Source organism: Limnohabitans sp. Jir61 (assembly GCF_003063545.1).
Taxonomy (GTDB): Bacteria; Pseudomonadota; Gammaproteobacteria; order Burkholderiales; family Burkholderiaceae_C; genus Limnohabitans.
This window is the reverse complement of sequence record NZ_NESD01000001.1, coordinates 629,420-643,022: the sequence shown is the minus strand read 5'-3', so window position 1 is coordinate 643,022 and position 13,603 is coordinate 629,420. Positions and strand designations below refer to the sequence as shown.

Sequence of the window (13,603 nt, the reverse complement as noted above, 5' to 3'; positions counted from 1 at the left end):
TCAATTATCCTGCAGCGCGCATCAGATACGCTGCCATTGCAGGGGCCAAGCGCCACTGAGATGGTTTTGCAGCCAAAGCAAGCCAGTTAATGTCTTCGCATCGGTGAGTTGACCATCGCGTGACCAAGCTAGCAACTCGTCCATGCTGGCATCAAACACATCCAGAAATTCACCTTCATCTAATTGACGTTCGCCTTGTGTCAGTCCGCGAGCAAACCAAATGTCGATGAATTCGGTGGAGTAGCTGATGACGGGGTGCAACACACCCGCGTGTGCCCATTCGGTGGCTCTGTAACCTGTTTCTTCCAGCAGCTCGCGCTGAGCACAGACCAAACGATCCTCACCCGGATCGAGCTTGCCTGCAGGGAACTCAATCATCACTTGTTGCACGGGGTAGCGGTATTGGCGCTCCATCACCAAGCGGCCATCGTCACGCATGGCGATGATCATCACCGCGCCGGGGTGAATCACAAACTCACGCGTGGTGGTGTCGCCACTCGGCAAACGCACAGTGTCGCGAAAGGCGTGCAGAAAATGGCCCTTGAGCAACTCGACGTGGTCAACGGTGTGTTCGATCAGATGGTCATCGGAGATGTTTTTCATAGTAATCATGAAAAAAGCCAGCTCGAAAGCTGGCTTTGTTAGAGCATGGCGTGCTTAAGTGCCCAAGGTGCTGACGATGGCGCGTGCGCACAAGGTCATCAATGCGCCTGGCAACAAGCCCAAGACCAACAGCAAACCGCTGTTGATGAGCAAGACCACACGCACGTCTTTACCAGCAGAAACTGTGCTGGCTGTCAGCGGTGCATCAAAGTACATGACCTTGACCACGCGCAAGTAGTAGAACGCAGCCAACAAGGACATCATCACAGCGTAGGTTGCCAAGGCAATCGCGCCAGGTTGGTCAGACGCCACCAAGGCTTGCAACACCGACAACTTCCCCGCAAAGCCCACCATCGGTGGCACGCCAGCGAGAGAGAACATGCACAAGGCCATGACACCTGCGTACAAGGGGCTGCGTTGGTTCAAACCAGCAAAGTCAGCGATTTCTTCGCTCTCAAAACCTTCACGAGCGAGCAACATGATGATGCCGAACACTGCCAAGGTTGTGAGCACATACGTGACCACATAGAACATGGCGGAGCTGTAAGCATTGGCTGCCGCCGCCGTGTTGCCATTGACCACGCCTGAGTACAAGCCAATCAACACAAAACCCATTTGAGAGATGGTGGAGAAAGCGATCATGCGCTTGAGGTTGGTCTGAGCGATACCGGCCAAGTTACCAATCAGCAAAGAAGCAACCGACAAGACCATCAACATTTGTTGCCAGTCGATGGCCAAAGGCATCAAGCCCTCCACCAACAAACGCATGGTCATCGCGAATGCGGCCAGCTTGTGCGCGCCACCAATCAGCAATGTCACCACCGTTGGGGCGCCTTGGTACACATCAGGCACCCACATGTGAAATGGCACGACACCAAACTTGAAGCCCAAGCCGCAAACCACAAATACCAAGCCCAACACCAACACTCGGTGGTTGATTTGACCTGACGACACAGCCTTGAAAACGGTACTGATGTCGAGTGAACCTGTGGCGCCGTAGAGCATGGACATGCCGTAGAGCAAGAAGCCGCTACCCAAAGCGCCGAGCACGAAGTACTTCATGGCGGCTTCAGAAGCTGTGGCGTTGTCGCGGCGCAAGGCCACCAAAGCGTAACTAGACAGCGCCAACAATTCCACGCCGAGGTACAGCACGAGGAAGTTGTTGCCAGAAATCATCACATACATGCCCACCAAGGCAAACAGCCCCAAGGTGAACAGCTCACCACCATACTTGAGCATGTCGCGGTCAGCAGCATAAGGACGGCCATAAACCAAGGTCACAAACACAGACAACGTGGAGAAACACTTGAGCCAGTTGCCCATCGGGTCTGACACCACCATGTTGCCAAAACTGTAGACGGTTGTGCCACTGCTGGCATCATGCGCTTGCATCGCGGCCACAACAGCCATAGTCGACAAGGACAACACATAAGTGAGGGTGCGACGTGGCGATTTCACGAACAAGTCGAGCATCGCGATGACGATCGTCATCACAAGCAACAACAGCTCGGGATACAGCGCTGCTAAGTTGAATTTTTCAATCATTGGGTCTATCCCTCTTTATTGGGGCAACTTGGACAAGGCTACGTGCTTGAGCAACTCAGCCACGGAGACATCCATCACATCAGTGAACGGCTTAGGGAACACGCCCATGGCCAACACGGCGATTGCCAACAAGGCCAGCATCAAGAATTCACGGCTATTGATGTCGTCCAATTCTTTGACGTGGTCATTGGCCACTGGGCCGAGGTACACGCGTTTGATCATCCACAAGGTGTATGCAGCGCCGAAGATCAATGCTGAAGCAGCAGCAAAGCCGATCCAGAAGTTGTACTTGATGGCACCCAAGATGACCATCCACTCGCCCACGAAACCGGCTGTGCCTGGCAAGCCACAGTTGGCCATACCGAACAACAAAGCAAACGCGGCGAACTTAGGCATGGTGTTGACCACGCCGCCATAGGCAGCGATTTCACGTGAGTGCACGCGGTCATACAACACACCGATGGACAAGAACATGGCAGCAGACACAAAGCCGTGGGCAATCATTTGCACCAAAGCACCAGACACACCGATGTCGTTGAAGATGAAGAAGCCTAAGGACACAAAGCCCATGTGTGCGACGGATGAATACGCCACCAACTTTTTCATGTCTTCTTGCACCATGGCCACCAAGCCAACATAGACCACCGCCACGAGAGACAAGGCAATCATCAACCAGGCGAATTCGCGTGCGGCATCAGGGGCAATCGGCAATGAGAAGCGCAAGAAGCCATAAGCACCGAGCTTCAACATGATCGCGGCCAGCACGGCAGAGCCGCCAGTCGGCGCTTCCACGTGCACGTCTGGCAACCAGGTGTGCACAGGCCACATCGGAACCTTCACAGCAAACGCAGCGAAGAACGCAAAGAACAACAAGGTTTGTGCATGCGCTGGCAATGGCAATTTGTACCAAGTCGCCAAATCAAAGCTGCCACCCGATTGGGTATACAGATAGATCAAGGCCACGAGCATCAACAAAGAACCGAGCAAGGTGTACAAGAAGAACTTGAACGCCGCATAGATCTTGTTAGGGCCACCCCAAATACCAATGATCAAGTACATCGGAATCAAAGTAGCTTCGAAGAACACATAGAACAGCATGCCGTCGACCGCGCTGAACACGCCGACCATCAAGCCGCTCAAGATCAAAAACGCGCCCATGTATTGGTTCACACGTTCGGTGATCACTTCCCAACCGGCGATCACAACGATCACGGTGATGAAAGCGGTCAGCAAGACGAACCACAAGGACAAACCGTCCACACCCAAGTGGTAGAACACATTGAAGCGTTCAATCCACATGGATTTCTCAACAAATTGCAATGCAGCTGTGCTGTTGTCAAAACCGTTGTAGAGCGGCACAGTGACCGCCAAACTGACCACAGAACCGATCAATGCGATCCAACGCACGACCTTTGCATGTTCGTCACGCCCCAAGGCGAGCAAGATGACGCCAAAGAAAATTGGCACCCAAATGGCAAGGCTCAATAAACCCATTTTTTATTCTCCTTATTTGAGCCAGACGAACCACGTCATCAGCACGAACACGCCCAAGATCATGACCAAGGCGTAGTGGTAAAGGTAACCCGACTGCAACTGACGTGTCAGCATGGATACCCAACCCACCAATTTCCAAGAAGCGTTCACGACACCACCTTCAATGATGGCTTGGTCGCCGCCCTTCCACAGACCCGTACCCAATGCGCGAGCGCCACGGGCCAAGATGTTTTCGTTGATCCAATCCAAGTAGTACTTGTTCTCGAACAAGACATAGATGGGGTGGAACACGCGCTTGATCGCCGCAGGCACTGCTGGGTTGATCATGTACATGTAGTAAGACGATGCAACACCGGCCACAGCCAACCAGAACGGTGCGGTGCTGAGGGCATGCAAGGCCATGGCGACAGCGCCGTGGTACTCATGAGCCAACTCGTGCATCACTGGGTGCTTGTCCGCATTGATGAAGATGGCGTCGCTGAAGAACTCACCGTACAACAGTGGGTCGATGGTGTAAAAACCAATCAGCACAGATGGAATCGCCAGCAAGACCAAAGGCACTGTTACCACCCAGGGGGATTCGTGTGGGCCGTGGTCATGACCATGATCACCGTGGTGGTCATCATGCGCGTGATGGTCGTCGTGGTGTGCATCAGGGTTTTGGTCGTAACGCTCTTCGCCGTGGAACACGAGGAAGTACATGCGGAACGAGTAGAAGGCCGTCACAAACACACCAGCCAACACGGCGAAGTGAGCAAAGCCTGCACCGGGCAAGGTGCTTTCAGCCACAGCTTCGATGATGCTGTCTTTGGAATAGAAGCCAGAGAAGAACGGTGTACCGATCAACGCCAGCGAACCCAACAACGAGGTAATCCAAGTGATAGGCATGTACTTGCGCACGCCGCCCATCCAGCGGATGTCTTGGTTGTGGTGCATGCCCATGATGACGGAACCGGCACCAAGGAACAGCAAAGCTTTGAAGAACGCATGCGTCATCAAGTGGAACACAGCCACAGAGTAAGCCGACGCGCCCAAGGCCACGGTCATGTAACCGAGTTGCGACAGTGTGGAATAAGCCACAACGCGCTTGATGTCGTTTTGGATCAGACCCAAGAAGCCCATGAACAAGGCTGTGATGGCACCGATCACCAAGATGAAGTTCAGCGCAGTGTCTGACAATTCAAAGAAAGGCGACATGCGGGTGACCATGAAGATACCGGCCGTCACCATGGTCGCTGCGTGAATCAACGCAGAGATAGGTGTTGGGCCTTCCATGGAGTCAGGCAACCACACGTGCAGTGGAAACTGAGCCGACTTACCCATCGCACCGATGAACAAACAGATACAAATTACCGTCACCAGCATCCAGTCGGTGCCTGGGAATGTGAGCGCACCCAATTCACCAGCTTTGGCAAATGCTTCGGTGTAGTTCAAAGTGCCACCATAGGCAGCGATCAAACCAATACCCAAGATGAAGCCGAAGTCACCCACGCGGTTGACCAAGAAGGCTTTCATGTTCGCGAAGATTGCGGTTGGTTTGTTGAACCAGAAACCGATCAACAGGTAAGACACCAAGCCCACCGCTTCCCAACCGAAGAACAGTTGGAGCATGTTGTTGCTCATGACGAGCATCAACATCGAGAAAGTGAACAAGGAGATGTAAGAGAAGAAGCGGTTATAGCCTTCGTCCTCTTGCATGTAGCCAATGGTGTAGAGGTGAACCATCAATGACACAAAGGTCACGACGCACATCATCATGGCGGTCAGGCCATCGACCATGAAGCCGATTTCCATTTTGAGATCGCCCACCACCATCCAGGTGTAGAGGGTTTCGTTGAAGCGCGCGCCGTCCATGGCCACGCTTTGCAGCGTCATGGCAGACAACACGAAGGCGATGAACACGCCCAAGATGGTGAGGGAGTGGGTCAAGCCGCGGCCAATTTTGTTACCGCCAAAGCGCGTACCAAAAATACCAGCCAGGGCAGAGCCCACCAGCGGTGCCATAGGCACTGCCAACAATGTAGAAGCTTGCAGGGTTTGTGACATGATGAATTAACCCTTGAGCGTGTTGAGTTCATCCACGTTGATGCTGGACTTGTTGCGGAACAACTGAACCAGAATCGCCAAGCCGATGGCAGATTCAGCAGCCGCCACGGTCAAGATGAAGAAAACAAAGATTTGGCCGTTCAAGTCACCCAAGTAGTGAGAGAACGCCACGAAGTTCATGTTGACCGCGAGCAACATCAATTCAATCGCCATCAACAAGACGATCAGGTTTTTACGGTTCAAGAAGATGCCGATCACAGAGAGTGCGAACAGAATCGCACCCAGCGTGAGGTAATGGCCTAAGGTGATGCTCATGCTTTTGTCTCCTCGGCGGCGGCTGGTGCTGCAGGTGCGGGTTTGACCGCATCCATCTTCACCAGTTCCACACGGTCACGGGCCTTGACGCGAACTTGGTCACCCGCATTTTGGAATTTGCTGTCTTTGCGTGCACGCAAGGTCAAAGCGATGGCAGCAATCAAAGCCACCAACAAAATCAACGCCGCCACTTGCACGGGGTACAGATACTCGGTGTAGAGCAAGATGCCCAAGGCTTTGGTATTGGAGGCTTGCGCCACCACCACGTGCCCCACATCTGCGGCAGACGCTGAGGTCACTGCAGCCGATGCAGCATCCATGGCAGCAGAGGCTGCGTCCACGGGAGCGACAGCTGACACTGCAGCAGGCGAAATGACTTGAGCAGTCACTTGTTTTTGAGGCTCGCTGATACGGAAGCCACCCAATAAGACCGCAGCCAATTCCAAGGCAATCACAGCACCGATGGTCGCTGCGAGTGGGAAATGCTTCCAGAAGCCTTGACGGATGCTGTCGATGTTGATGTCGAGCATCATCACCACGAACAAGAACAAGACCATCACCGCGCCCACGTACACGAGCACGAGAGCGATAGAGAGGAATTCTGCTTTGAGCAACATCCAAATACCCGAGGCTTGGAAGAAAGCCAAGACCAAATAGAGCGCAGCGTGCACAGGGTTACGCGCCGTGATGACGCGGAATGACGCAAACAGCATGACTGCTGAGAACGCGTAAAAAAGAGCCGATTGAACGTCCATCATGAAATCTTTCAACGGTATTTGGCGTCAGCTGCTTTGTTGGCAGCAATTTCGGGTTCGTAGCGGTCGCCCACTGCCAACAACATTTCTTTGGTGAAGTACAAGTCACCGCGTTTTTCGCCGTGGTACTCAAAGATGTGTGTTTCAACGATCGAATCAACGGGGCAGCTCTCTTCGCAGAAACCGCAGAAGATGCACTTGGTCAAGTCGATGTCGTAGCGGGTGGTGCGGCGGCTGCCGTCTGCGCGCTGGTCAGATTCGATGGTGATCGCCATCGCTGGGCACACGGCTTCGCAGAGTTTGCAAGCAATGCAACGCTCTTCGCCGTTTTCATAACGACGCAAAGCATGCAGACCACGGAAGCGAGGTGACAAAGGTGTCTTCTCTTCCGGGAACTGAATGGTGATGCTGCGTGAGAACATGTATTTGCCTGTGAGGGCCATGCCTTTGAACAGCTCGAGCAGCAAGAAGCTCGACAAAAAGTCGCGCAACGAGAAGGGAACGGAATGTGTAGTTGTTGTCATGACTTAATTCCAGATATTCCAAGGTGTTTGGATCCAAACACCCACCACCAACAACCAGATCAGAGTGAGTGGAATGAAGATCTTCCAACCCAAACGCATGATTTGGTCATAGCGATAGCGTGGGAAAGTAGCACGCACCCACAAGAACATGGTCACGACCACGAAGGTCTTGATGCCAAGCCAAATCCAGCCAGGGATCATGTTGAACAGTGCGTTGTCGATAGGTGACAACCAGCCGCCCAAGAACATCACCACGGTCAAGACAGAGACCAAGATCATGTTGGCGTATTCAGCCAAGAAGAACATGGCGAAAGACATGCCCGAGTATTCGATCATGTGGCCAGCCACAATTTCAGACTCACCTTCCACCACGTCAAACGGGTGACGGTTGGTTTCAGCCAAACCGGAGATGAAGTAGATGATGAACACGGGGAACAAAGGCAACCAGTTCCAAGACAAGAAGTTCAGACCTGCGTTGGCCATGCTGCCTTTGGCTTGGCCCATGACGATGTCAGTCATGTTCAAGCTGTTCGAAATCATCAAGACGATCACGAAGCAAAAGCCCATCGCGATTTCGTAGCTCACCATTTGGGCCGATGCACGCATGGCACCAATGAAAGCGTACTTGGAGTTAGATGCCCAGCCCGCGATGATCACGCCATACACCTCGAGAGAAGTGATAGCCATCAAGAACAGCAAACCGGCGTTGACGTTAGCCAAAGCCACATCAGGACCGAAAGGCACCACAGCCCATGCAGCCAAGGCTGGCATGATGGTCATGATCGGACCCAAGAAGAACAAGCTGGTGGTCGCTTGGGTTGGGATGATGATCTCTTTGGTGAGCAACTTCAGCGCGTCAGCGATGGGTTGCAACAAACCACCAGGGCCTGTGCGGTTCGGGCCTTTACGAATTTGGGTGTAACCAATGGCTTTGCGTTCCCACAAAGTCAGGTAAGCCACACAACCGAGCAAAGGCAACAGCACTGCCACGATCTTGAGCAAAGCCCACAGCACGGGCCAAGCCAGTGTGGTCCACCAGACATCAGACATCAAGCCAAAGCCTGCGTTGTAAATGTTATCAACCATCACAGGCCTCCTTTCGCATCAGCCGTGAGCTGCAACGATGGTGCGCGACGCACCAAGCTGTCGAGTTGGTAAATCGCCGCAGAGGCAGGCTGACCTGCAGCTGGACTCACGTCCACGCTTGCTGAGCAAGCGTTGGACAACAAGGCTTGCACGTCAGCAGGGATGGCTTGGGCACGCACTTCTTCGATGGTCTCGAAGTCGAAGCCAGGCACGTGGAGCATGGAGCCCAACACGCGCAAGACTTTCCATGCAGGACGCGCTTCGCCCAAAGGCTTGACTACGCCGTGGAAGCTTTGTGCGCGACCTTCGGTGTTGATGAACGTGCCAGCAGTCTCAGTGAAGGGCGAGATAGGCAACAGCACATCGCTGATGTCCATATTGGCCTTGAAGGGAGACAAGGTGACCACCATTTCGGCTTGACCGATGGCTTGTGCAGCAGCAGCGCCGTTGGCAGCGTCGAATGCTGGCTCTGTATTGAGCAACACCACCGCCTTCAAACCACCTGCCAACATTTGGCCTGCAGTTTGACCGCCCGCTTTTGGCAAGGCACCCACCACTTGAGCACCCACCGTGTTGGCAGCTTCGCCGAGGTAACCCACAGTCGCGCCGGTTTGTGAACCGATCCAGTTGGCCAAGCTGAGCAAGCTCGATGCTTTGGCATGGTGTGCCGCTGCGTTGCCCAACAAAATGGCTTTGCGCTCACCGCCTGTCAATGACTTGGCGATGGCTTGTGCTTCTGCGCTATTGGCATTGCCCGCGACAGGTGCAGCAGCACCGGTGATGGCGCCGACGGCCGCAGCGATATCAGCCAAGGCTTGTACCCAGTTGGCGGCATCTGCCACCAAGGTGTTGGCCACAGGCATGGCCCAGTCGTAGGCTTGTGCGTTCAAGGCGTTGACCTTGCCGCCGTTGCGCACAGCTTGGCGCAGACGTTGGGCCAACAAAGGTTGGTCTTTACGGATGTTTGAACCAATCACCAATGCACGTTGCAGCGTGGTGAGAGACGCCACAGAAGTACCCAACCAACGAGCTTTACCGTCGTGTTGGAAGTCTGCAGCGCGCAAACGTGTGTCGATGTTTTGGCTACCCAAACCACGCGTCAGGTTAGCAGCTAAGAACAACTCTTCAGCGGTGCTGTGTGGGCTGGCCAAAGTGCCGATGGCTTGAGGGCCGTGCTGGGCTTTGACACCTTGCAAGCCGTTGGCCACGTATTCGAGGGCGGTTTGCCAATCGACTTCTTTCCACTCGCCGCCTTGCTTGAGCATGGGCTTGGTCAAGCGGTCTGCGCTCTCCAAAGCTTCGTAGCTGAAACGGTCGCGATCAGCAATCCAGCATTCGTTGACGTCTTCGTTTTCCAAAGGCACGACACGCATGACTTTGTTGTTCTTGACTTGAACGATCAGGTTGGCACCTGTTGCATCGTGTGGGCTGACCGACTTGCGACGGCTCAATTCCCAAGTACGTGCGCTGTAACGGAATGGCTTGCTGGTCAACGCGCCCACGGGGCAGATGTCGATCATGTTGCCTGAGAGCTCGGAATCGACCGATTGCCCCACGAAGGTTTCAATCTCAGCGTGCTCACCACGGTTGGACATACCCAATTCCATGATGCCGGCCACTTCTTGACCAAAGCGCACGCAGCGTGTGCATTGGATACAGCGGCTCATCTCTTGCATGCTCACCAAAGGACCCACGTCTTTCGGGTGCACCACACGCTTTTCTTCTTCGTAACGTGAAGTAGAACCGCCGTAGCCCACCGCCAAATCTTGCAACTGGCACTCACCGCCTTGGTCGCAAATTGGGCAATCCAGTGGGTGGTTGATGAGCAAAAACTCCATCACCGACTGTTGAGCCTTGATGGCGCGTTCGCTCTTGGTGCGAACAATCATGCCTTGCGTCACGGGTGTGGCGCAAGCGGGCATGGGCTTAGGAGCTTTCTCCACGTCGACCAAGCACATGCGGCAGTTGGCCGCGATGCTGAGTTTCTTGTGATAGCAGAAGTGCGGAATGTAAGTGCCGGCCTTTTCAGCTGCGTGCATGATCATGCAGCCTTCTTGGACGTCAACTTTTTTACCGTCGAGTTCGATTTCAATCATGGCACTTATCCGTGTCAAACGTAGGCAGAGACCGTGCAGGTCTTGTGCGTGATGTGGTGTTCAAATTCATGGCGGAAGTGCTTGATCATGCCGCGCACGGGCATGGCTGCTGCGTCTCCGAGGGCGCAAATCGTGCGGCCCATGATGTTCTCTGCCACGTTGTCGAGCAAAGCCAAGTCGCTTTCGCGTCCTTCACCACGCTCAATGCGGTCGACCATGCGCCACAACCAACCTGTACCTTCACGGCAAGGTGTGCATTGGCCGCATGACTCGTGCATGTAGAAGTAGCTCAAGCGCAGCAGGCTCTTGACCATGCAGCGTGAGTCGTCCAACACGATCACCGCACCTGAACCCAACATTGAACCGCCGTCTTTGGCGATGCTGTCGTAGTCCATGGTGAGCTTCATCATCAAGTCGCCAGGAACCACTGGCGAGGAAGAACCGCCAGGAATCACCGCTTTGAGCTTGCGTCCCTTGCGAACGCCACCGGCCAACTCCAACAATGTGGAGAACGGTGTGCCCATGGGCACTTCGTAGTTGCCGGGACGCTCGACGTCACCGCTGACCGAGAAGATCTTGGTGCCGCCGTTGTTGGGCTTGCCGCATTCGAGGTAAGCCTGACCACCGTTGTTGATGATCCAAGGCACCGCTGCGAATGTTTCGGTGTTGTTGATGGTGGTGGGCTTGCCATACAAACCAAAGCTCGCTGGGAACGGTGGCTTGAAACGGGGTTGACCTTTTTTGCCTTCGAGCGACTCGAGCAAAGCGGTTTCTTCGCCGCAGATGTATGCGCCAAAACCGTGAGCCGCATGCAACTGGAAGCTGAACGTGGAGCCCAAGATGTTGTCACCCAAGAAGCCTGCTGCGCGGGCCTCTTCGAGGGCGGCTTCAAAACGCTCGTAGGTTTGGAAGATTTCGCCGTGGATGTAGTTGTAGCCCACGCTTATGCCCATGGCAAAAGCAGCGATAGCCATACCTTCAATCACGATGTGGGGGTTGTGTTGCAAGATCTCGCGGTCTTTGCAAGTACCGGGCTCGCCCTCGTCCGAGTTACAGACCAAGTACTTTTGGCCTGGGAACTGGCGAGGCATGAAGCTCCACTTCAAACCCGTTGGGAAACCCGCACCACCACGACCACGCAAACCTGATTCTTTGACTGTGGCGATGACTTCGTCTTGCGTCATGCCGGTGGTCAAGATCTTGCGCAGGGCTTGGTAACCGCCGCGTGCGACGTAGTCTTGTAACGACCAGTTTTTACCGTCCAAACCAGCCAAAATTTGTGGGCCGATGTGACGGTCGTGGAAACAAGTTTCCACTGCGGTCGTTTGGAATTGGGAGAGAACTTGTAAAGCTTGGCTAGAGGTAGTCATGCTTATTCCTTCACCGCGCGCAAGCCTGCGACCATTTGGTCGATCTTGTCGTCGCTCATGTAGCTGCACATGGTGCGGTCGTTCACCAACAACACAGGCGCATCGGCGCAAGCGCCCATGCATTCGCCGGGTTGCACGGTGAACATGCCATCAGCCGTGGTCTCGCCAACTTCAATGCCCAAGGTCTTCACCAAGTGCATCAAAGCGCCCTGTCCGTTGCGCAATTGGCATGGCAGGTTGGTACACACGTTGATCTTGAACTTGCCAACCGGTTGCTGGTTATACATGTTGTAGAAGGTGGTCACTTCGTGCACAGCCATGGGGGCCATACCAAGCAACTCAGCAATCACGCGCTCGCTCTCGGCGCTGACAAATCCCTGCTCTTGCTGTGCGATGGACAAGCAAGCCATGACGGCAGATTGCTTCTGGTCGTCTGGGTATTTGGCGACTTCACGCGCGAAACGCGCCTGAGCCTCGGCCGACAGCGGTGCGCTGTGGTGGGTGTTTACAGAACTCATCGGTCAATTTCCCCGAACACAATGTCCATCGTGCCAATCACCGCCACGGTGTCAGCGATCATGTGGCCACGCGCCATTTCATCCATGGCTGCCAAGTGGGCAAAGCCAGGTGCGCGAATCTTCATACGGTAGGGCTTGTTGGCACCATCGCTCACGAGGTAGATACCAAACTCACCTTTGGGATGCTCGACGGCGGCATAAGCCTCGCCTTCGGGCACGTGGAAACCTTCAGTGAAGAGTTTGAAGTGATGGATCAACTCTTCCATGTTGGACTTCATGCCTTCACGGCTGGGTGCAGCCACTTTGTGGTTGTCCGTGATGACAGGACCTGGGTTGGCGCGCAACCAGTCTACGCACTGCTTGATGATGCGGTTGGACTGACGCAACTCTTCGACGCGCACCAAATAGCGGTCGTAGCAATCACCGGTTTTGCCCACAGGGATGTCGAAGTCCATGCGGTCATACACGTCATAAGGCTGGTGCTTGCGCAAGTCCCAAGCAATGCCTGAGCCACGCAACATTGCGCCTGAGAAACCGAGGTTTTTCGCGCGCTCTGGCGTCACAACGCCGATACCGACGGTACGTTGTTTCCAAATACGGTTGTCGGTCAGGAGTGTTTCGTACTCATCGACCAACTTGGGGAAACGCTTGGTGAAGTCGTCGATGAAGTCAAGCAGAGAGCCTGAACGGCCTTCGTTCAAACGCGCCACCGACTTGGCGTTGCGCACTTTGCTGGCCTTGTATTGAGGCATGCTGTCTGGCAGGTCGCGGTACACGCCGCCTGGACGGAAGTAAGCCGCGTGCATACGAGCGCCAGAGACTGCTTCGTACATGTCGAACAAGTCTTCACGTTCGCGGAAGCAGTAAATTAAGATGTTCATCGCGCCGCAGTCGAAACCATGGCAACCCAACCACAACAAGTGGTTGAGCAAACGGGTGATTTCGGAATACATCACACGGATGTACTGCGCACGCTCTGGCACTTCAATGCCCATCATTTTCTCGATGGCCAAGCAGTAAGCATGCTCGTTACACATCATGGACACGTAGTCGAGACGGTCCATGTAAGGCAGCGATTGGATGTAGGTTTTGCTCTCGGCCAGCTTCTCAGTGGCGCGGTGCAACAAACCGATGTGTGGATCGGCACGTTGGACCACTTCGCCGTCGAGTTCCAACACCAAGCGCAGCACGCCGTGTGCTGCAGGATGTTGAGGGCCCAAGTTCAGGGTGTAGTTCTTGATATCAGCCATG

General features: G+C 54.4%; 12 protein-coding genes. All 12 read right to left on the bottom strand.

All coding sequences use genetic code 11. From position 1 onward, the window contains the following. Window positions 1–21: 21 nt before the first annotated feature. The 12 genes from B9Z35_RS03140 to B9Z35_RS03085 are packed head-to-tail and all read right to left on the bottom strand — an operon-like array spanning window position 22 to window position 13,602. The gene (locus B9Z35_RS03140) at window positions 22–612 is read right to left on the bottom strand and encodes an NUDIX domain-containing protein (RefSeq protein WP_108282188.1); all 591 of its coding nucleotides are present in this window, start codon (window positions 610–612) and stop codon (window positions 22–24) included. Between the two features lie 45 nt (window positions 613–657). After that, on the bottom strand, window positions 658–2,148 hold the full coding sequence (gene nuoN / locus B9Z35_RS03135; protein ID WP_108282187.1) for an NADH-quinone oxidoreductase subunit NuoN: 1,491 nt from the start codon (window positions 2,146–2,148) through the stop codon (window positions 658–660). A 15-nt stretch (window positions 2,149–2,163) separates the two neighbouring features. Next, window positions 2,164–3,642 carry an NADH-quinone oxidoreductase subunit M gene (locus B9Z35_RS03130; RefSeq protein WP_108282186.1) on the bottom strand — a complete coding sequence of 493 codons (1,479 nt, stop codon included), beginning with the start codon at window positions 3,640–3,642 and terminating at the stop codon, window positions 2,164–2,166. A gap of 12 nt (window positions 3,643–3,654) precedes the next feature. Further along, window positions 3,655–5,688, bottom strand: coding sequence for an NADH-quinone oxidoreductase subunit L (gene nuoL, locus B9Z35_RS03125; RefSeq protein ID WP_108282185.1), 2,034 nt, complete (start codon window positions 5,686–5,688; stop codon window positions 3,655–3,657). A 6-nt stretch (window positions 5,689–5,694) separates the two neighbouring features. Next, window positions 5,695–6,003, bottom strand: coding sequence for an NADH-quinone oxidoreductase subunit NuoK (gene nuoK, locus B9Z35_RS03120; RefSeq protein ID WP_104799163.1), 309 nt, complete (start codon window positions 6,001–6,003; stop codon window positions 5,695–5,697). Further along, the gene (locus B9Z35_RS03115) at window positions 6,000–6,758 is read right to left on the bottom strand and encodes an NADH-quinone oxidoreductase subunit J (protein WP_108282801.1); all 759 of its coding nucleotides are present in this window, start codon (window positions 6,756–6,758) and stop codon (window positions 6,000–6,002) included. Before B9Z35_RS03115 ends, nuoK begins: the two co-directional genes overlap by 4 nt. An 11-nt stretch (window positions 6,759–6,769) precedes the next feature. Further along, complete coding sequence (gene nuoI, locus B9Z35_RS03110; RefSeq protein WP_108282184.1) at window positions 6,770–7,282, bottom strand: NADH-quinone oxidoreductase subunit NuoI; 513 nt, start codon at window positions 7,280–7,282, stop codon at window positions 6,770–6,772. A 3-nt stretch (window positions 7,283–7,285) separates the two neighbouring features. After that, window positions 7,286–8,368: an NADH-quinone oxidoreductase subunit NuoH gene (gene nuoH, locus B9Z35_RS03105; RefSeq protein WP_108282183.1), complete on the bottom strand. Its 1,083-nt coding sequence runs from the start codon at window positions 8,366–8,368 to the stop codon at window positions 7,286–7,288. Continuing rightward, window positions 8,368–10,464 carry an NADH-quinone oxidoreductase subunit NuoG gene (gene nuoG / locus B9Z35_RS03100; RefSeq protein WP_108282182.1) on the bottom strand — a complete coding sequence of 699 codons (2,097 nt, stop codon included), beginning with the start codon at window positions 10,462–10,464 and terminating at the stop codon, window positions 8,368–8,370. The genes nuoH and nuoG overlap by 1 nt, the downstream gene beginning before the upstream one ends. Before the next feature lie 14 nt (window positions 10,465–10,478). After that, window positions 10,479–11,834, bottom strand: a complete 1,356-nt coding sequence (gene nuoF / locus B9Z35_RS03095; protein ID WP_108282181.1) for an NADH-quinone oxidoreductase subunit NuoF — start codon at window positions 11,832–11,834, stop codon at window positions 10,479–10,481. 2 nt (window positions 11,835–11,836) lie between these two features. Then, on the bottom strand, window positions 11,837–12,352 hold the full coding sequence (gene nuoE, locus B9Z35_RS03090) for an NADH-quinone oxidoreductase subunit NuoE (RefSeq protein ID WP_104799157.1): 516 nt from the start codon (window positions 12,350–12,352) through the stop codon (window positions 11,837–11,839). After that, window positions 12,349–13,602: an NADH-quinone oxidoreductase subunit D gene (locus tag B9Z35_RS03085; protein WP_108282180.1), complete on the bottom strand. Its 1,254-nt coding sequence runs from the start codon at window positions 13,600–13,602 to the stop codon at window positions 12,349–12,351. The genes nuoE and B9Z35_RS03085 overlap by 4 nt, the downstream gene beginning before the upstream one ends. Window position 13,603: the final 1 nt, after the last annotated feature.